General features: G+C 58.7%; 16 protein-coding genes and 1 pseudogene. 7 read left to right on the top strand and 10 right to left on the bottom strand.

Translation table 11 applies throughout. The features are described 5' to 3' along the window. Window positions 1-3 precede the first annotated feature (3 nt). Together ACIQWP_RS02490 and ACIQWP_RS02485 are read right to left on the bottom strand one after the other, a co-directional pair. Window positions 4-882, bottom strand: a pseudogene (locus tag ACIQWP_RS02490) (acyltransferase); the annotation flags it as partial. An 86-nt stretch (window positions 883-968) separates the two neighbouring features. Then, on the bottom strand, window positions 969-1490 hold the full coding sequence (locus tag ACIQWP_RS02485) for a hypothetical protein (protein ID WP_402781821.1): 522 nt from the start codon (window positions 1488-1490) through the stop codon (window positions 969-971). Window positions 1491-1599: 109 nt separating this feature from the next. On the opposite strand from ACIQWP_RS02485, the gene ACIQWP_RS02480 reads away from it, so the two are divergent. Then, window positions 1600-2559 carry a glycosyltransferase family 2 protein gene (locus ACIQWP_RS02480; protein ID WP_402781818.1) on the top strand — a complete coding sequence of 320 codons (960 nt, stop codon included), beginning with the start codon at window positions 1600-1602 and terminating at the stop codon, window positions 2557-2559. An 86-nt stretch (window positions 2560-2645) separates the two neighbouring features. After that, the gene (locus ACIQWP_RS02475; RefSeq protein WP_402781815.1) at window positions 2646-3590 is read left to right on the top strand and encodes a polysaccharide pyruvyl transferase family protein; all 945 of its coding nucleotides are present in this window, start codon (window positions 2646-2648) and stop codon (window positions 3588-3590) included. A gap of 12 nt (window positions 3591-3602) precedes the next feature. On the opposite strand, the gene ACIQWP_RS02470 is transcribed toward ACIQWP_RS02475, so the two are convergent. Then, the gene (locus ACIQWP_RS02470; protein WP_402781812.1) at window positions 3603-4613 is read right to left on the bottom strand and encodes a glycosyltransferase family 2 protein; all 1011 of its coding nucleotides are present in this window, start codon (window positions 4611-4613) and stop codon (window positions 3603-3605) included. Between the two features lie 90 nt (window positions 4614-4703). Then, window positions 4704-4994, bottom strand: coding sequence for an exopolysaccharide production repressor protein (locus ACIQWP_RS02465; protein WP_402781809.1), 291 nt, complete (start codon window positions 4992-4994; stop codon window positions 4704-4706). A gap of 730 nt (window positions 4995-5724) precedes the next feature. Between ACIQWP_RS02465 and ACIQWP_RS02460 the strand changes: the two genes are divergently transcribed. The 4 genes from ACIQWP_RS02460 (at window position 5725) to ACIQWP_RS02445 (ending at window position 10079) form a co-directional block, all read left to right on the top strand. Continuing rightward, window positions 5725-6405, top strand: coding sequence for a sugar transferase (locus tag ACIQWP_RS02460; protein ID WP_402781806.1), 681 nt, complete (start codon window positions 5725-5727; stop codon window positions 6403-6405). 85 nt (window positions 6406-6490) lie between these two features. Further along, window positions 6491-7765 carry a polysaccharide biosynthesis/export family protein gene (locus tag ACIQWP_RS02455; RefSeq protein ID WP_402781803.1) on the top strand — a complete coding sequence of 425 codons (1275 nt, stop codon included), beginning with the start codon at window positions 6491-6493 and terminating at the stop codon, window positions 7763-7765. A gap of 8 nt (window positions 7766-7773) precedes the next feature. After that, window positions 7774-9081, top strand: coding sequence for an O-antigen ligase family protein (locus ACIQWP_RS02450; RefSeq protein ID WP_402781800.1), 1308 nt, complete (start codon window positions 7774-7776; stop codon window positions 9079-9081). Further along, the gene (locus tag ACIQWP_RS02445) at window positions 9078-10079 is read left to right on the top strand and encodes an acyltransferase family protein (protein WP_402781797.1); all 1002 of its coding nucleotides are present in this window, start codon (window positions 9078-9080) and stop codon (window positions 10077-10079) included. Before ACIQWP_RS02450 ends, ACIQWP_RS02445 begins: the two co-directional genes overlap by 4 nt. 121 nt (window positions 10080-10200) lie before the next feature. On the opposite strand, the gene ACIQWP_RS02440 is transcribed toward ACIQWP_RS02445, so the two are convergent. The 4 genes from ACIQWP_RS02440 to ACIQWP_RS02425 form a co-directional block, all read right to left on the bottom strand. Next, window positions 10201-11172 (bottom strand): ABC transporter permease, encoded by a 972-nt coding sequence (locus ACIQWP_RS02440; protein ID WP_402781794.1) that lies wholly within the window; start codon window positions 11170-11172, stop codon window positions 10201-10203. Between the two features lie 32 nt (window positions 11173-11204). Further along, entirely contained in the window at window positions 11205-12755 is a 1551-nt protein-coding gene (locus ACIQWP_RS02435; protein ID WP_402781791.1) for a sugar ABC transporter ATP-binding protein, read from the bottom strand. Between the two features lie 94 nt (window positions 12756-12849). Continuing rightward, on the bottom strand, window positions 12850-13839 hold the full coding sequence (locus ACIQWP_RS02430; protein WP_402781788.1) for an ABC transporter substrate-binding protein: 990 nt from the start codon (window positions 13837-13839) through the stop codon (window positions 12850-12852). Between the two features lie 176 nt (window positions 13840-14015). Next, complete coding sequence (locus ACIQWP_RS02425; protein ID WP_402781785.1) at window positions 14016-15035, bottom strand: aldo/keto reductase; 1020 nt, start codon at window positions 15033-15035, stop codon at window positions 14016-14018. A gap of 329 nt (window positions 15036-15364) precedes the next feature. On the opposite strand from ACIQWP_RS02425, the gene ACIQWP_RS02420 reads away from it, so the two are divergent. Then, window positions 15365-16276: a GntR family transcriptional regulator gene (locus ACIQWP_RS02420; protein WP_402781782.1), complete on the top strand. Its 912-nt coding sequence runs from the start codon at window positions 15365-15367 to the stop codon at window positions 16274-16276. Between the two features lie 23 nt (window positions 16277-16299). Here the strand turns inward: ACIQWP_RS02420 and ACIQWP_RS02415 are convergent, their stop codons facing one another. Both ACIQWP_RS02415 and ACIQWP_RS02410 read right to left on the bottom strand, forming a co-directional pair. Then, complete coding sequence (locus ACIQWP_RS02415; protein WP_402781779.1) at window positions 16300-18543, bottom strand: glycoside hydrolase family 2 protein; 2244 nt, start codon at window positions 18541-18543, stop codon at window positions 16300-16302. A gap of 178 nt (window positions 18544-18721) precedes the next feature. After that, the gene (locus ACIQWP_RS02410) at window positions 18722-19624 is read right to left on the bottom strand and encodes an AraC family ligand binding domain-containing protein (protein WP_402781776.1); all 903 of its coding nucleotides are present in this window, start codon (window positions 19622-19624) and stop codon (window positions 18722-18724) included. Window positions 19625-19679 lie beyond the last annotated feature (55 nt).

Below are 19679 nucleotides of genomic sequence, written 5' to 3'. Positions count from 1 at the left end.
GCTGCGGTTCCAAAGGACCCAGAGACAGAAGAGCAGCGGATAGTGGGCACAGAAGATCCAGAAGCTGAGGCTGCCGGTTCCGGCCAAGCCCTGTCCGATCCGGCTGCGGATAAAGATCGCCGATAGCGCCCAGAAGCCAGGAATGCCGACAAGCACCATCAGATTGCGGCAAACTTCGAGCCACAACGGCAATCCGGGTCCCGACATGTAGGCAGCCGTCGCCAGAAGCGCTGCCAGCACGATGAAGGCAGGAGCGATAAATGCGGCATAGCGATCCGTAATCGTCACGTCGACACGATAGAGGCCGAGATAGATTCCGAAGCTAAAGCTGAAGAGAATCGAGTTCCGCAGCACAATACCGATAGATACGGGCCACGCAGCAAGTAAAAGCAGAAAGATCAATGTCGGCAACGGAGCACGCCGAATAAGAAAAGCCAATAACGGCGAGAGCAAGATGCAGACGAAGAGATCTCGCAGGAAATAGAGCGGCAGATTTATCGGCTCGCCGTCGATAGCGAGCAAGAGGTTCGAGATCGTATGCGGAGTAGCTTCCGACAGATCCGGCAGATACCCGTCGCCGATACTGTAATACTGGAGAAGCAATACGAACAGGAAGAACGCGCTATTCCACAACAGGAGCGGCAGAATAACGGTCTTTGTCTTCCAGCCAATGGTCTTTGTATAGCTGTTGGGTGCCGCTCCATTACGAAACAGCAAGTATCCGGAAATCACGCTCAGGCAGGGCACGCCAACGCGAAACAGGCTGTCGCGCAGAAACACCCGCAGCCAATCGAAAAAACCATAGGCGCCGTTCAACGGGCTGGTATGCGGATCGAACGGTATATGGACAAAAATTATACCCGAGATGAGCACGATACGCATGAGGTTTATCCGCGAAGACACGTTGGCAGTCACATTCACGATGTCTGTCACCCCTTCTTCGGGCTGCATCCCCCCTCGCAGCCATTTCAAACAGAGCAGAGCTCGCAGACGTAACCTAGGGCGCTCTTCGGAAAGGGAATATGGCACCGCAGCAAAAATGAGAGGAAAGTCATTTGCGGATCTATGCTGAAAACATCCGTTTGCACGGTTTTACGGGCGGAATAATCGATTTGAATCGCGGAAAAGCCGAGCTGTGAAAGATACTTAGACGACCGTGCGATATTTCGGCGCTGGCTTCCGGTAAAAGATTCAACCTGTCTTGATTTTTTTGCCGGAAGGTGAAGATTTTTTGCAGCGCAGCAGAAGTTAGCAAGTGAAGCATGACCAAAATGCGACAACCTTTCAATCATTATGAGAAAAGTAATTCGAACCGCTCCCCTCATGAGTGCGCCGGCGTACGGTCTCGGCGCGCAATGTGTCGCAATGGTGCATCCTCGAAACAGGCCAGGGATTTCCGCCGCATTCCAACAAAGTTTCATAAAATCTCTTTTCTCAACATTGCTCCGCATCGATCGGACGCTACCTGTTGGCGTCACGGCGACATCCATTACGGGCCAATCGGTCGAAGAATTGTCGCGGATGCCGTCGGAAAGCCAATGATCGCGTCCCCAGGGATCAAACCGCAAGTTCTTGAATTAAAACCGTAAAGGCGGGAAAATGGCGTCCATCACGATTGTTATTCCGTTCTATCAGAAGCAAACCGGTGTTCTGCAGCGCGCTTTGAAATCGATATCCCGCCAAACGTTTCAGGATTTCGATGTTCTCATCGTCGATGATGAATCGCCGCTTCCGGCAGAAGGCGAGCTGCAATCGCTGAGCAGCGAGGAAAGAAAGCGCATCCGCGTGATCCGCCAAGCCAATGCCGGTCCCGGCGGAGCGCGCAACACCGGCCTCAACAGCGTGCCGGCCGAGAGCAGGTTCGTGGCATTCCTGGACTCCGATGACGAATGGGCGCCGGAGCATCTTAGCAACGCCTTCGGAACGCTGACCCATTACAACGCCGATTGCTACTGGGACTCCATCGATGGCGGCCAGGAGTTCCACTATCATTTCAGCATCGCAGAGCTTGGAAAATCGACCGAGACGGTGCGATTGTCGGACAGACCGTCCGTCGTCGAAATCCCCAACATCGCCAGCGTCATGCTGCAGGACTGGAGCTTTCTGCACATGTCCTGCATGGTGATCGGACGGCCGCTTTTCGAAAAAATCCGTTTCGAGCCGTCATTGCGGCTGGCGGCTGAGGATATCTTGTTCTTCTGCGACTGTATTCTCGGAGCCAAGCGCGTCTTGCTGTGCGAGAATGCCGGTGCACTGCGCGGCGAGGGCGTGAACATCTTCCACAGCATCGACAACGATTCCCCGCAATTCCTGCGCCAGCAATTCAACACATGGACGGCGCTCAACACGCTGGAGCAGAGATTTTCGCGGCGGCCCCAGGATGTCGAAGCCATCCGTCTCTACAAAAATCGCGCCCGCCGGCAAGCGCTCTGGAGCCAGGCGCGACAGATGCGGCAGCGGCGGCTACCGCAATTCGGACTGCTGGCAAAATGGGCCTTGCGCGACCCGGGGATTTTACAAAGCGTCATGCAGCTTGCCGTGGGCAAACTCGCGCCCTAGATTTTGCAGCGCAGCATGAGCTGCGCATGCCGCATCGAAGAGCCACGGCATGCCCCGCTATCATTTGGATCAGCAAGGAGTCCTGCATGAAGCCGTTCCACTGGGAATCCACCCATGGCAATTTCGGTGACGATCTCAATCTTTGGCTCTGGGATTTCCTACTTCCCGGCCTTCGCGGTGTTCACGAGGAAACATTGCTGGTCGGCGTCGGAACCGTCCTCAATAGGGAGATCCTGCCCGCCGACGGCCGCAAGCTCGTCATCGGCAGCGGTTTCGGCTATGGCTCCCTTCCCGATATGCGCGACAGGTCGCAATGGGATGTCCGCTGCGTACGCGGCCCGCTGACCGCAGAGAAGGTTGGCCTGCCTGCCGAAATGGGCATCGTCGATCCCGCCGTCCTGGTGACGGAAATGCCTGAATTCCAGAATGTTTCGAAAAACGGGAAGCGTACCTTCATACCGCATTGGGAGTCGGCTGCCGCAGGCCTCTGGCCCGAAATCTGCAAGACCGTCGGCCTTTCCTATCTCGATCCGCGCGGCGAGGCGAAGGCCGTGATCCGTGAGATCGCAGCCTCCGAGCTGATCGTTGCGGAATCCATGCATGGCGCCATCCTTGCAGACGCCTTCCGCGTTCCGTGGATTGCCGTCAGCTCCTCACGCTCCATCAATAGCTTCAAATGGAACGACTGGGCCCGCTCGCTCGGCGTCACCTATCAGCCGAAACACATCCCCGTTTCCACCCGTGCCGAGGCGATCGCCAAGGGTGCCAGGTTCTGGGGCGTCGGCTTCGAACGCAGCAAGCAAGCGATGGCCGAACTCGAAAAGCAGCGCTACGGCGAAAACGTGATGCTCGCCGACCCCGAGCAGACCACGCTGCGCGTCATGGCGAAGCAGGCGCTCGCCGTGCCCTCGGCTCTGGCTCTGTGGCAGGCAAGCAAGGCAAAGCCGCAGCTGAGCAAGGACGGCGCACTTGCTTCCTGCAAGGAGCGCCTCCTCAACGTCATCGAAGGCGTCCGCCGCGACTATCTGTAGGCCGCGATACAGCTATTCCGGAGCGGCCTGCAGAAGATAACGCAGGCCGTTCGCGCCGGAATGAGCGATGGGCGCACCGCCCTGCTTGCGGAAGCGCTCCGTCTTGTCCGCCAGGATGCCGCCGGCGATCGCCGGAACGGCGAAGGGATGCGAAAGCGCGTAGGTTGCCGCGGGCAAAAGTCCCGATTGCGACTTGATATCGAGGAAATGCCGCAGCTCGTAGCGGTCACGGATATGCCGCTCGTGGCGCCGGATCGCTGCGGCATCTTCAGAAGAAAGCCCGCCTTTGGCGAGAATGGTCCGATCCGCCTCATAGAGACGGCGCAGATCCTCGGTCCTGTGCCGGCCGCTCAGGGAATCGCTGCGCACGACCGCACCGTAACCGCAGCTATGGATGATCTTGTAGCGCGCGCGCTTGGCGAGCGCGCGGACATAGAGGTCATAGTCTTCGCCGAGGCGCAGCGCCTCATTGTAGCGCAAGCCGTGAGCGTCCAGAAAGGAACGTCGCATCAAGGGTTTCAGGAAGCCGATCTCGCCGCGGCGCACGCCGCGCTTGGAAATATTGCCCTCGACGAAAGCAACGAGATCGAGAAAGCGCGGCTTTGCATCGAAATGATCGAGCCTTGCCTGCGCGTCCGAGACGGTATCGGCGTTGACGAAAGCGATATTGTCGGCAACGAAATCCCAATCATCGGCGGCAAGCAACGAAGCAAAACGCCCGGGAAAAAAGAAATCGTCGGCATCGAGAATGCCGATCAGCGGCGCCCTGGATATTTCGATCGCATGATTTCGTGCGGCGGCCGGACCGCGGTTCTTCTCGAATTCCTGGATCAGCAGCCTGCCACTGCCGTCATCGGCTTTGGCTGCTACTGCAGCGGTTCCATCCGTCGATCCGTCGTCGATGACGACGACTTCAGCCACTTCAGGCTCCCGAAGGGCCGAGGCAACTGCCAGCCCGATGGTGTCGCTGGCATTCTTCGCGGCAATGATTACGCAGACACTTTTTTCTGCACTGTCGGTCACGTCAGCCTCCAATGGTTCAGGCGGAGACTTAGGACATGGCTCCGATCCGACAACCGCCGGACCCTCAAAAGATCTAACGATCTACCCGGCTCAGGGGTTGAACGGCTCGGACCGCTTGAGACTGGACGCAGCCAGACCGGCGACCTTGCTGTCCTCCTGACCCGATGCCGGCACCTTGTCTTCGTTCAACAGGGCCTCGTGGGCCTTGCGCTCCTTCCAGACAAGATAGAGCACGCCCAGGAAATAGCCGATCTGCAGGAGGACGGCACAGATAACCGTTTCGACCAAGGTGGTCGAAAGCGAATTCGTCAGGAAATATGTCGCGATGGCAAATACGATCAGCGTGCCCAGCATGCTGATGAAGACGCGCGGCGCATACATAATCTTACCTCGCCCGCTCAGACGTCATATGAAAAACGATCAAGGTCTTTCCTCCCTTATCAGACCTGAAACTCAAATATATTTTATGATTCATTGAGATTCAACCAAGTTAAGATGATCCGTTACGATTTGAGACGACCCTAGCGCTGCGCCTGTTAAAACTACACCTCGATTATAATTACAATTGAATTTGTTTATCTTTCTCTTTGCAATTATACGGAGACATATCGAAATTATGCAATTATAGAGACGTATGGGGTCAGCCGCACGCCTCTCGTTTGGCCACCAATCCAATCAACTTTTATTACAAAGTCCTGAGAAACCACATCCCAGTATGTGCGCTGCAAAATATTGCTGCGATGCAATATATCCCGTGAAGAAATCAGGACAGCATGTAGCTGAAGGCAAAGCGGACACAGGCTAACGAAGCCGATGATAATGAACAACTTACCGTTCGATGCCTATAAGATCCTTAGAAATCGTCGAGTATGATACGGCTGAGCTATCAACCCGGTCATTATACGCAGCGCGATACAGTACAACTCCTCCATAACCGACCACTGATTTAAACCAAGTCACCATTGATGCGGTAAATATATACCGCCATGCCATATCGCTACAAAAGTTTGGCTTAAAAAGTCCAAATCCCAACCTACACTCCAGTCATCCCGGCTCTAATTACGCGTCCGAGCAATTCCGACCAATCGTCAACATGAATGGAGTTTTCTCTATGAAGTCTGCGACGAGATCGGCCACATCGGCTTTTTTCAGCGCCGCCGAAAGCGACGTGTTTCCGCCCACTGGCGGGGTACTGAAGCGCGTTTTCGACGTCTCTACCGCTATGGCCGCTTTAGTTTTCATCAGCCCACTCTTTCTGATGCTGATGCTGCTGGTAAAGCTTACCGACCAAGGACCTGCCTTCTACGGCCACCGCCGTATCGGCCACAACGGCAAGACCTTCCGTTGCCTGAAGTTCCGCACCATGGTCGTCGACGGCGACAAGGTCCTGCATGCCTACCTGCAGGCCAATCCGAAGGCGATGGAAGAGTGGCGCGCGACACGCAAGCTGCAGAACGACCCCCGCGTCACCACCGTCGGTGCCGTCCTGCGCAAACTCAGCCTCGACGAGCTGCCGCAGCTCATCAACATCATCCGCGGCGAAATGAGCGTCGTCGGTCCGCGACCCGTGGTGGAGGACGAGCTTGAGCTCTACGAGACCGCGGCAATCTACTATCTGCAGTCTCGTCCGGGCCTGACCGGTCTCTGGCAGGTCAGCGGCCGCAACGACGTCTCCTATGAAAGCCGCGTCGCCTTCGACACGCATTATGTGAAGAACTGGTCGCTCAGCAGCGACATGATGATCATCGCCAAAACCATTCCTGCGGTCTGCCTCTCACGCGGCAGCTATTGATGATGACTGGCAGATACCGCAGGATATCTCCTGCGGTTTTCCCGCAGCTTGCGGGGTTGCCAACCAGTAACAGGGAAGATCCTGCATGATTGAATTTCGGCCTTCCAAGAGGCTTGTTCGCGTCAATAAATCGCTTCGGTGCGCAGCTGCCGTTGCTCTCAGCCTTTGCGCAGCTTCCGTCTCGGCCTCGGCCGAAAATCTCCCCGGATATCATCTGGGCGTCATGGACAAGCTGCATGTGCGTGTTGCCGAATGGCAGACCGCCGAAGGCACCATCCGCGACTGGTCGGTAGTGACGGGCGACTATACGGTAGGACCTTCCGGCTCGATTTCGGTTCCCTTCATCGGCGACATGCCCGCCGTCGGCAAGACCACGGATCAGATCGCCGACGCCATCGGCCTCGGACTACAGAAGCAGTTCGGCCTGCGCGATCGGCCTTCGGCATCAGTCGAAATGTCTCAGTTTCGGCCGATCTACCTGTCCGGAGAAGTCCAGAACCCCGGAGAATATCCGTTCGTACCCAACCTGACCGTGCTCAAAGCCGTCAGCCTTGGTGGTGGCATGCGCCGTGCCGACGCCGGACAGCGCTTCGCGCGCGATTTCATCAACGCCAAGGGCGATGCCGTCGTCTATATGGCGGAGCGCAGCCGTCTATTGATGCGCAAGGCACGTCTGTTGGCCGAATTGTCCGGCAAGGACGATATCGACGTCCCGGCGGAGCTTAAGCAATTGCCGCATACGACAGATCTGCTCGCGAGCGAGAAGGCGTTGATGGACACACGCAGCCAGCGCATGAAGACGCAACTGCAATCCCTGGAAGACCTGAAGACGCTTCTGCAGAACGAAGTCGAGGCCCTTTCGAAGAAGAACGACACGCAGAGCCGTCAGCTCGATCTCGCGAAGGCTGACCGCGACAAGGTCGAAAGCCTGGCCGAGCGGGGGCTGGAGCTCGCCTCCCGCCGGATCTCCGCCGAACAGCGTGCCTCCGACCTGGAAGCGACGCTCCTCGACACGGAAACCGCGTCACTCAAAGCCAAGCAGGATATCAACAAGGCCAATCAGGACGAGATTACTTTGCACAATGACTGGCAGAGTTCATTGGCCCAGGACATGCAGGATACTGACACGCAGCTGGAAACGCTGCAGCTCAAGCTGTCAACCAGCCAATCCCTCATGCAGGAAGCCGTGGCTCAATCGGCGGACGCCAGCAACCTCGATGCCAACGGACCAGGTGTGAGCGTCTCCTACACGATCATTCGTGACGACAACGGCCAGTCGAAGGAAATCCAGGCGCAGGAGAACACGCAGGTACTGCCGGGCGACCTTATCAAGGTCAACACCGGCGTCGCCATGCGATAGGATAGTCGATGCGGATAGCCAAATCGACCTTCGTCCGTCCAGGCTGCAACGCCACCTATGGCATGGTGGCGATTGCTCTGTCCTTCTTCGTCTTTGCCTATTCCTCCCGCTTCGGCCAGCCTTCCATTCTGCTCTACTACGCGCTCTGGTTCCCGCTTGTGATGATGGACTATCGCAATGTGCTCGGCAGCTATCACAGGCAGCTCTGGCTCTTCGCCTTCGGCGTCTTCACCTGCCTGTCGATCTTCTGGTCGGTCGTCCCTTCCGTGACGGCGCGAGCCGCGATCCAGTATACGACGCACATCTTCTGCGCCCTCGTCGCCATGCGAACGCTCGACATCCGCACGCTGACGCGCGGCGCGATCGCCGGCACCGGCATCGTGCTCATCTATTCGATATTGTTCGGCTATTATGCCTATGATCCCATCGACGGAACCTACAGCTTCGTCGGCGCCTTCGATTCCAAGAATCAGCTCGGCTTCTATGCCTCGCTCGGCATCTATTTCGCCTTTGCCGCCGTCTTCATCCTCGGCGAGCGGCGGATCTGGATGCTGGGTGCTGGATTTGCCGGCCTGTTGTCAGCCTATTGCCTACATGCTTCGGCCTCGGCAACATCGGTGCTGACGACGGGGCTGGTCGTGGCATTGTGCATGAGCCTGCGCATCATCCTGTACCTGTCGCCAAAACAGCGCAAAAGGCTGTTTGTAACAGTGGCCGTCTCCGGGGCCATCCTTGCGGTCGCAGGCGTCTATCTCGGTGCGGTCGATCTCATCCTCGGCCTCTTCGGCAAGGATTCCACGCTCACCGGGCGCACCTATCTCTGGCAACAGGGTATCGCGGCCGCGCAGCAGAATCCCTTTTTCGGGGTCGGCTATCAGGCCTACTGGGTCCAGGGCTTCTCCGAGCCGGAGCGGCTGTGGGAAGAATTTTACATCGCCTCGCGCGCGGGCTTCCATTTCCACAATACCTATATCGAAACGACGGTGGAAACCGGGCTCATCGGCGTCTTCCTGCTTGCCTCGATTCTGCTGACGGCCTTCGTCGGCCATATCAGCCGCTTCCTGAGCGACGTCAGAAACGATGAATCCTACGTGCTTCTCGGTGTCGCGACCCTGTTGCTGATCCGGTCTTTCGTGGAGATCGACATCCTGAACCCGTATCACGTCGGCTCCTTCCTGTTCTACTTCACGGCAGGAAAGCTTTCCATGCGGGCGCGGGCGCCGACGAGCGCACCATCGCGGATGGACGAATCGCGGATGGACGAGCAGATGCAGTTCGCGCCGCCTGTCAACTGGGAGCCGCGAACCGGTCAATGAAGACACTTTACGGCATCCAGTATCTCCGCGCCTTTGCCGCTTTAGCGGTCGTGCTGTTTCACGCAGCCGAGCGCAGTGGCGGCCATTTCCGCATCGGCGCCGCCGGCGTCGACGTGTTCTTCGTCATCAGCGGCTTCATCATGTGGACCATGAGCGAGCGCCGCCCCGTGACGCCGCTCCGCTTCGTGCTCGACCGGCTGCAGCGCATCGCGCCGTCCTACTGGATCGTGACGGCCATCATGATCGCCGGCGCGGTCGTCGGTCTGTTTCCGAACATGAAGCTGACGGCGAGCCATATATTCGGCTCGCTGCTGTTCATTCCGGTCCGCTCGCCGAGCAATGGCGAGATCTGGCCGGTTCTGGTGCAGGGATGGACGCTGAACTTCGAGATGTTCTTCTATGTCATCTTCGCCGCCTGCCTGTTTCTACCGCGGCGGCTGCGGCTTGGCAGCCTGATCGGCGTCTTTGCCGCCTTCGTGATCGTCGGCGCCATCATCCACCCGCAATCGCCGCTGCTTGCCACCTATACCAGGCCGATCATTCTCGAATTCGTGGCAGGGGCCGTTCTCGGACAGCTCTGGTTGAAGGGCACCGTGCCAGGATTTGGACTAGGACTTGCCCTGATGATCGCCTCGATCGCCGGCTTCGCCGCCATCGAGATACTCGGCATAGAATTCAATGAGGTGACATGCGGCCCGCTCGCCATTGCACTGGTGCTAGGCATGGTTTCGGTCGAGCGCGGAGGCAGGTTGCCGCAGATTGTGCCGCTTACCTATCTCGGCAACGCCTCTTACTCGATCTACCTATGGCATACGCTGGCAATCTCGATGATCGTTAAGCTCGTGGCAACGACACCGATCCCTTCCGATGTCGTCGCCTTCATCGGCATGATATTAGGCACCTTGCTCGGCGTCTTCGCCTATGAGCTCGTCGAAAAGCCGTTGCGCAATTTGTTGCGGAACTTCAGCTGGCGAAGGGCTCGCCCCTCGCCAGCATAAGAACGGGTGGCCGGGATCGACTAGAACCTTTCCGCTTTTCTTCGAATCGCGAAAACGCTCCATCCTTTGTATTTACGCAATTCCGGACGGAAAACCGCTACGCACTTTTCCTGGAATTGCTCTAGGCCCGACGCCGACGCAGCTGATCGAAATAGACGATGACGATGATCAAGACGCCGGTGATGATGCGCTGCCAGAAAGAATTCAGGTTCAGCAGATTGGCACCGTTGTTGATGGTCGCCAGGATGAAGGCGCCGATCAGCGGGCCATAGACGGTGCCGACCGCGCCGAACAGACTGGTTCCGCCGATGACCGAGGAGGCGATCGCCTGCAGCTCCCAGCCGTCTGCCTGGGTGGCATTGCCGATTGCAATGCGCGATGCGAGCAAAACACCGACGAAGGCGGCGCAGGTTCCCGACAGAATATAGGCGAGATAAATCATCCGGTTGACGTTGACGCCGGAAAGCCGGGCTGCTTCGCGGTTGGAGCCGACGGCGAAAAGATAGCGGCCCCAGCGGCTCAGATGCAGAAAGATGACAGCCGGGATCGCCACCAGGATCACCATCCAGAACAGGCTCGGAATTCCTAAGAAATCCGACACCGCGAAATTGGTGAAACTATCATTGACGATATTGATCGTGGAGCCGTTGGTGATGAGGAGGCCAATACCGCGAAGCGAAGTCAGCGTCGCCAGCGTGATGATGAAGGGCGGCAGGCCCATGCGGACGATGCCGAAGCCATGAAACGCCCCGATCAGAACCCCGAACAGCAAGGTGATGAGAATGGAGGCCCAGAGCGGAAACCCGGCCTGAAGCAACCAGGCGATGATGACGGTGCAAAAGCCGACGATCGCGCCGACGGAGAGATCGATGCCCCCGGTGATGATGACGAAAGTCTGGCCGAGCGCAAGGATGGCGGTCATTGATCCCTGCCGCGCCAGATTGGTGATGTTGAGCGGCGTCCAAAACACGTCCGTCGACAAGCCGAGCACGATCCAAAGCGCGAGCAAAAGCAGGATCAGCGTCAGGCTGAAGAGGATGTTCATCTTGCGCTTGGGCGCAACGGTCGGGCCTTCTGTCGTATTCGCGGCCATTCTTGTTCTCCCTCTATCGACTTGTTCGTTGTTCAGACACCGATCGCCTCGCCGAGGACTTCCTCATGCGTTGCGGCATGGAAATCATGGCTGGCGACCAGCTGGCCGTGGCGAAAGACGTGCAGACGATCGGCAAGTTCGTAGACCTCGGGCAGATAGGATGAGATCACGATAATGCCGGCGCCATCGCGAAGCAGCTTGGCAAATAGCCGATAGATCTCCGCCTTCGTGCCGACATCGACGCCGACCGTCGGCTCGTCGAAGATGAAGAGCTTGGCGCCGTGGCTCAGCCATTTGCCGATGACCACCTTCTGCTGATTGCCGCCGGACATGGCGGAGACCAGAACCCGCCGGCTCGGCGTCTTGATGCTGAGATCGCGGATCTGCTTGTCGGCATTGGCCGCTTCGCTCTTGTTGTTGATGATCGGACCACGGCTCAGCCGCCTGAACACGGGTAGATTGATGTTGAGCCCGATCGGCAGGTTGAGGCAGAGCCCCTGATCGCGCCGGCTTTCCGGCGCCAGCGCAATACCGAGTTCCATCGCATCGCGCTCATTGCGGATGTCGACCTTGCGCCCCTGCCAGTAGATTTCACCGGCGGAAAGCGGTTGGCGCCCGTAAAGACCGAGCGCAAACTCGCTGCGGCCGGCGCCGATCAGCCCGTAAAGGCCGACGATCTCGCCGGCGCGGACGCTCAGCGACACATTCTCGAAACCGGGGCCGGAAAGCCCCCGTGCCTCGAGAATGGTATCGCCGATCGGAATCTCCTCCTTATGGTAGATCTGCTCTATGGAACGATTGATCATCAGCTTGATCAACTCGTCCTCATTGGTTTCAGCAATCGCGCGGGTGCCGACATGCGTGCCGTCGCGCAGCACGGAGACGCGATCGGCCAGTTCGAACACCTCTTCCATGCGATGGCTGATATAGACGATCGTCACGCCCTCGCCCTGCAGGCGGCGGATAAGCTTGAACAACTGCGCCGATTCCTGACGGGTGAGGTAGGCGGTCGGCTCGTCGAAAATCAGAAACTGCGTGCCGCGCATCGCGGCTCTCGCGGTCGCGACCAGCTGCTGTTGGCCGATCGTGAGCGAGCTCAGAAGCTCGCCGGCCGGCAGTCCGAAGCCGAGATCGTCGAGAACGGTCTGCGCCATCGCCACCATCTGCTTCTTGCGCATCAGGCCGAAACGGTTGACCTCGTCGCCGAGGAAAAGATTGGCCGCGACCGTCAGATGCGGGCAAAGAACCACTTCCTGATGCACGGCATTGATGCCGCGCGCGATCGCCTCATTGGGCGTTGCGAGCGCTACCGGATGGCCGCACCAGAAGATTTCGCCGGCCGTCCTCACTATCACACCGGTCAGGAGCTTGATGAGCGTCGACTTGCCTGCGCCGTTTTCGCCGACAATCGCATGAATCTCCCCGGCCAGAAACGTGACGGTCGCCGGCTTCAGTGCTTCGACGAAACCGTAGCGTTTCTGCAGACCTTTCAGTTCCAGGATGGGCGAGCCAGCCGGAATGCGGTTTGCTTCCGTCTTGACGGTGTCGTCGTGACGATGGCTGATTTCTTCAAGGCTCGTCATGAGGTCTCCTCCCTCTCGCATCGCCGCGCGACCACCCGAAAAGGGCGGCCGGACGAAAAGGCCGCGCCCGATCTCGCGGGCGCGGCCCCAAGCCTTACTTGACCTTCGGGTTCAACAGGGCGTCGATCTTCGGATCGCTCATATTCGCCTTGGTGACGAGGTTGGCGCCGGTATCCACATTGGCCTCGACCTTTTCCTTCTTGGAAGCGGCGAGCGCCGTCTTGATGCCGTCATAGCCCATGCGGTAGGGGTCCTGCACCACGAGACCGGCGAGAACGCCCGACTTCAGGAAGCCAACGGTCTTGTCGTCATTGTCGAAGCCGATGACCTTGATCTTGTCGCCGAGCTTGTTTTCGGCAATCGCCTGGCCGACGCCCTGGGCCATGATCAGGTTGGAGGCGAAGACGCCGACGAGCTTCGGATTGGCCGTGATCAGGTCGGTCATGATGTTGAGGCCGGTGGTCGCCTGACCGTCCGCATATTTGTCAGCAACGACCTTGAGGCCCGGATACTTGTTCTTGACCTCTTCCAGGAAGCCCTGACGGCGCTGGTCGAGAGAACCGACACCCGGCAGACTGGTGATGATGGCGATCTCACCCTCTTCCTTGCCGGTCATGCCTTTGATCGCAGCGGCAAGACCGTCAGCGGCGATACGGCCGCCCTGCGTGTTGTCGGTGGTCAGGAACGAGATGAAGGACTTGGAATCGGCAGCGGAGTCGATGCCGACGACCGGCACGGATTTGGCGGCCTCATCCACGGGCTTGCCGAGCGCCTTGAACTCGGTCGGCGAAATGACCACGGCTGCCGGCTTGCCGGCAACGGCGTTTTCGAGAATGCTGATCTGGCCGTTGATATCGGATTCCGACTGTGCGCCGAGTTCCGGCACCTTCACACCGAGATCCTTGCCCGCCTGGCGGGCGCCGGCGAGAACGATCTGCCAGTAGAAGGATGTCGTATCCTTGACGATGATCGGAATTGTCACGTCGGCCGCGAAGGACTGCACGGGCATCGCCATGGCGATGATGGCAGCGCCGGCAAGGCCGGCAAAGCTGCGGCGGGACAGAAGTGACTTGGCAATTTTCATCTGCTTCTCCTCTCAACGCGCTCTCTTTCCTGCACACCCGCCGTTGAACGCTTACGGCTCGGTATCGTGACATCTTAAGCGTCACGCATCGCGCGGCGGAAAGGCCGCCGACGCCAAAACAGGCTTTCCTCCTCTTCGAAGCCGCCTCTCCCGACGGCTCGATAGCTCCTAATCTATTAGACCCGAACCGCCTCGTCTCCCAACGGTGGCGCAACCAGGGTCAATCCTTCGAATTCCGCGTAGAGGCTGTCGGGAAGCCGTGGCTCCATCAGCTGCATGTTGCGGACAAGACTTTCCGGCTTCGCCGTGCCGATCAGCACCGAGGCGACACTTGGATTGCGCAACGGGAACTGAAGCGCCGGCTGAGCAAGTGGTATGCCGTGCTTGCGGGCGATCTCCTCCATCGTCCCGACCTTGGCCAAAACCTCAGCCGTTGCCGGCAGATAGTCGAAATGCGCGTCGGGTACGGAGCCTGTCGCCAAAATCCCGGAATTGAAGACGCCGCCTACGACGAGCGACGTTCCCTTCTTCTCGCAAAGCGGCAGCAGATCGGCAACGGCCGAACGGTCCAGCAGCGTGTAGCGCCCCGCAAGCAAGATACAGTCGATATCGGCGGCATGCATGACATCAAGGCAGACTTCCACCTCGTTGACGCCGAGGCCGTAGGCCTTGATCGTACCTGACGATTTCAACTCTTCCAGCGCCTTCAGCCCGGACTCGAGAAGCTGTCCGAGGTAACGCTGGTTAAGGACCTTGCCGTGGGTGTAGCCGCCGATATCGTGAACGTAGAGAATATCGATGCGATTAAGTCCCAGGCGCGCATAGCTGAACTCCACCGACCGCATGATGCCATCATAGGAATAATCGTAATCGACATCAAACGGCAGCGCATCGACATAGCCGTAGTCCGGCACCTTGTCACTCGGCACCGGCCGCAGCAGCCGTCCGACCTTGGTCGAAAGTACGTAGCTGTCGTCCGGCTTGTCGCGCAGGAACTCGCCAAGACGGTGCTCGCAAAGGCCCATGCCATACCACGGCGCGACATCAAAATAGCGGATGCCGCTATCCCAGGCCGCTTGCAAGGTCGCCATCGCCTGATCGCGAGGGCATGTGCGATAAAACCCGCCCAGCGCTGCCGTACCAAAGCCGATTTCTGTGACCTCAAGGCCCGTCTTGCCGATTGTTCTCGTCTTCATCACCTCTCCCTTGTGATGACTGTCATTTCAATTCCGTCGCATACGGCTCGACGGAGTCGCCATCGTCATGCTGCGTCATATCTATCGCAGGGGTGAGGCAATTCCCACCTCCTCACTGCTTATCGGCGTTTACGGAAACTCCCATCCGTCGCCAATTGATTTTGTTTTTTATCTACAATAAACATTTTGGTGTCAACGAGGAAATCGCCAGCCGCCGAGGAGGAAAGTGGTCGGGACGGTTCCGTCAACACTCCTGCAATTGACTGCCATTCGATCATGGTTCAGACAGCGCCGCCGGTAAAGAGCGGCGACGATACGCGAGGGGGGAAATGGCAAGGCAAAACACGCTCTTCAAGGAGGCGTATAATCGCTACGCGGCGCGCCTGAAGCCCGATACCGAGCTGCCGAGCGAGCCTGATATCGCTGCCGAACTCGGCGTCAGCCGCAGCACGGCGCGAGCGATCCTGATGCGTCTAAGTGACGCCGGCATCATTCTCTGGAACAAACGGCAGAAAACGGTTCTGCGACGGCCGACAGAGGCCGATTTCTTCCCCAAGGAAGAGACCGATTCACTGCATGACATCATCGAGCGCAGCTTCATGATGCGCATCATGTCCGACGAAGCCCAGCCCGGCATGCAGATCAACGAGCTGGAACTGGCGCGCGAGATCGGCACCGGCACCTCCGTCGTGCGCGAATTTCTGATCCGTTTCAGCCGCTTCGGCTTGATCGAGAAGCGCCCGAACAGCCACTGGATACTGAAGGGCTTTACCAGCGAGTTCGCGCTCGAGCTCGCCGACGTGCGCGAAATGTTCGAGCTGCATTCCGCCGCCGAGTTCGGCCGCTTGCCCGCCAATCATCGGGCCTGGGACGATCTGAAGGCGATCGAACGGGAACATCACGAGCTTTTGAAGGACTTCGACGCGCACTACCGCGATTTCTCGCGTCTCGATGAGAAGTTTCATCTTCTCATTCACCGCGCCTCGAAGAACCGCTTCATTGCCGATTTCTACGATGTCATCGCGATCGTGTTTCACTATCATTTTCAGTGGAACAAGGCGTTTGCCCGCGAACGCAACGCCCGCGCTGTCGCCGAGCATCTCGACTATATCGAAGCGCTGCAATCGCGGGACCCGCAACGGATCGATGCCGCCTGCCGCATTCACCTTGCCTCGGCACGGCAGACGCTGTTGCAGTCGATCCCGCAAACTACGGGAGAAATCGCCGGCTCGGTCGCCTGACAGGGCGGGAGCCGGCCGCTCCCTTATTTTGCGGTTAAGCTGACGCTTTGGCTGGCGAAGCGCGGTGACGCGACTTCGAGCCTGATCGTGCCGAGCTCTCCGGTTGCCTGCAGCCAGAAGCCCGTGGTTCCGCCCTGGAATGCGACCGTTTCCGGGCCGATGACCTTGGCCGGGCCATCGATCTTGATCGTGATGGCCTCATTGAGGAAAGCCAGACGCGAGCCGGCCTGATCGAGCGCACGCACGATGACGCGGACCGTGTCGCGATCGCCTGCCCGCAAGGTATCGGCATCCGCTTCGATCTGAAGCAAGGTCGGGAGTGGATCGGCGACCATATGCTGCTCGACGACCGCCTTGCCGCCGATATAGCCGGTGAAGCGCACATCCTCCCACTCCATCCCCCATACGCCCAGTTCATCCGGCGTGAAGGAACGGTGATCGAAAACAACTGGCGGATGCGGCAGATGCGGAAAAGTCTCCCGGTCCGGCCCGAGGCGCTTGGTCAACGAGCCATAACGAAGCTCGACCTCATCGCAATTGGTCAACACAAGGAGCGGCAAGGCGCCGCCGATATTGCGCTCGCCGCGCGCCCAGATCGTCACCGGCCTCATGACGATCTCTTCAGATGGCTCGCACTGGCTGGCATAGGCGTAAGCCGCGAATTTCGGCTCGCGGAACATGTCCATGACGCCGTGGTAGCAGATGCGGTCGCCCGAGCCGAAATCGCTATGGGTATTATAGTCGAACATGCACCAGCCTATGGCGCCGGAGATCGACGGATCGCCATAGGCGGCATTCAGAACCTCCAGATGCCGGCGCACATGCTCGGCTTGGCGCTGCTCCTGATCATAGATCTTCGTCGGATACATATGGCCGCCGAATTCGGTGATCAGATAGGGCACATCCCTGGAAAGACCGGTGTTTTCCTGCTGGGGCCTCAACGGCGTGCGCGGCCGGTTGGCGCCCGCCAGCTCCTCATTGCCGAGGATGAAATCATTCATCGTGTAGACGTCCTCGAGCATCTCGCTCTCGGTGATGTAGCGGACGCCGCCGGTCTGGCGCGTTGGATCGAGTTCGCGCGCAAGGCGGTTGGTTTCGGCGTAGAAATCATGGGAATCCTGGGATTCGTTGATGCGCACACCCCAGATGATGATCGAGGGGTGGTTCCAGTCGCGCTCGATCATGCGGCGCACGTTGCGGATCGATTCCTGCTGCCATTCCTCGCCGCCAATATGCTGCCAGCCGGGAATTTCCTCGAAGACCAAAAGACCGATGCGGTCGCAATGCTCCAGGAACCACTTCGACTGCGGGTAATGCGAGGTGCGCACAATATTGCACTTCAGCGTGTGCTTCATGATTTCCGCGTCACGCTCTTGGGCCGAGCGGCCCATGGCATAACCGACATAGGGGAAAGCCTGATGCCGGTTCAGCCCGCGCAGCTTCAGCTTCCTGCCGTTCAACAGAAAGCCCTCGGCGGTAAAGGTGGCCATACGGAAGCCGAAGGTGGCGGTGAGGTTATCAGCGCCATGCTCGGTCACAAGCTCGACTTCGGCCGTGTAAAGGACCGGATTGTCGAGATCCCAAAGCGAAATATTCGCCAGACCATCGAACGTAACAGTCACGCTTCCGCCGGAGGTTTCGCCACGTGCCGAAGCGAGGACCGTGCCGTCGGGACTGCGTAGTGTGACGGCTGCGATGCCCTTGAAGCCGAGCTTTTGCGGATTGGCGAAATCGCAGCGCACGGTCGCGGACCTGAGGTCGGCGAGCACATTGCCGGTTTCGACCTTGATGTTGGCGATCGATACGGGAGCGGCAACTTTCAGCCAGACATCGCGATAGATGCCGGCATAGGTCAGATAGTCGATGCGGCCGCCGAAGGGCGGGAATTCCGGATTTTCACTGCCATCGATCTTGACCGTGAGAAGGTTTTCTCCCTGTCGCAGTCGGCCGGTCAAACGTGCTTCGAACGGTGTATAGCCATCCTTGTGAGCAACGATCTCCTCGCCGTTCAGATAGACGACGGCATCGGCCATGGCGGCATCGAAGACCAGCGATACCTCGCGCTCAGCGAACCGCTCCTCCCAAAGCAATATCTTCTGGTAGGTGAAGGCGCGCTGATAGGACTTTTCGTCGAAATAGTTGAAGGGCAACTCGACAGCCGTATGCGGCAATGTGACGGCCTCGCCTTCCTGCGGACGGCCGGCATCGGCGGAAGAGAACCCCTGGCGAAACGTCCAGGATTCGTTGAAGGCAACAACTGAGCGCATATTCAGTCCTATCGATTAAGCCCGTCGCATCGGGGACGAAGACATGTCGTCTGGAAAATCGGGTGCGGCAAGGCAGGTATGGTGCCGCGGGGCGATATCTATACAGGCTCGCCGCGCTCGCGCAATGCGACCGGTTGGCGGATTCTAGATTTCCGGGAAAGCGAGGGTATCTCCTCTGCTAACGGTTACGTCCGTTCTTTGATTCCTCATTGGGACTGCGAACGGCGGCATACATGCCTGTCGTGCGAAACTCGGTCGGATTGATGCCGTAGATGCGACGGAACACCTTGGAGAAGTAATTGGCATCGTCGAAACCCGTCATGATCGCCACCTCCTTGACGGGAATGAAGGCCGCCTTGGTCAAGAGTTTCGCGGCGCGCTGCATGCGCTGCTGCAGCACGAATTCCGCCGGCGGCACGCCTTCGCTCTCGGCAAAGACACGAGAGAAATGTGCGCGGCTGAGACCGCTTGCCCTGGCAAGCTCGCTGACAGGCAGCGGCTTGTCGAGATTGGCGCCGATATAGTCGATGACAATCTGCATGGCGGAACGGTCCGCAGCAAAAGCATGCGAGCCGAAGACATCGTCATAGAGCGCCATTGCCGCCTCGTAGGCGAGCGCCGAGGCCGCAGCCGGCGTCTTCGCATCCCTGATGAGCCTCAGGCTGCAATCGGCAAGGTGATCGATCGTCGCCTGTTGCAAACGCAGGATGGGACCGGCGGCGGCAAGGATGAGCCGATGGATGCGCAACGCTTCCTCACCGTTCATCGAGATCCAGAAATATTCCCAGCGCTCCCCCTTTTCCAGCCAGTAGCGATGGTTGTGAGGGACAAGCACCAGCAGCGTATCGCCGGCGCCCAGGCGATAATTGCGGTTTTCATAGCGCAGCCGGCCGGTGCCACTGATCGTGTATTGCAGCACTGTAAACGGCGTCTGGCCACGCCTCCGCCCATCCCAATCGTAAGTCTCGTTGTCCCTCACCTCATATCCGGCGCTGGTCGGCATGGCATGCAGCCGGTGGCGCCCGCGCGGGAGGGAAACCGTCCGCATGACCTGTCCATTGTCGATCAAATTTTGCAGCACAAAATTACCCTTGAAAGCATAATTGTTCTCTGTTCGCCTCGATGATTATAGGCAT

The sequence above is a fragment of the Rhizobium sp. NPDC090279 genome, assembly GCF_044769665.1.
Taxonomy (GTDB): domain Bacteria; phylum Pseudomonadota; class Alphaproteobacteria; order Rhizobiales; family Rhizobiaceae; genus Rhizobium.
The sequence above is the reverse complement of the archived record's forward strand: the minus strand, read 5'-3'. Positions and strand labels throughout refer to the sequence as shown.